Annotated in this window: 1 protein-coding gene; it reads left to right on the top strand. The window is 57.4% G+C overall.

Going from position 1 to position 230, the window contains the following annotated elements; genetic code table 11:
- The coding region (locus tag HZR81_RS23825; RefSeq protein ID WP_500129423.1) for a GTP-binding protein at positions 1–230 on the top strand (230 nt) is incomplete at both ends.

Below are 230 nucleotides of genomic sequence, written 5' to 3' on the forward strand. Positions count from 1 at the left end.
TTCGAACGTAACAAACCGCACGTCAACGTCGGCACCATTGGTCACGTCGACCATGGCAAGACCACTCTGACTGCTGCTCTGACTCGCGTGTGCTCCGAGGTTTTCGGCTCCGCTCGTGTCGACTTCGACAAGATCGATAGCGCGCCGGAAGAGAAGGCTCGCGGTATCACCATCAACACCGCTCACGTAGAGTACGACTCCAATGTCCGTCACTACGCGCACGTTGACTG

The organism is Pseudomonas sp. LM13 (genome assembly GCF_041381355.1).
GTDB lineage: Bacteria > Pseudomonadota > Gammaproteobacteria > Pseudomonadales > Pseudomonadaceae > Stutzerimonas > Stutzerimonas frequens.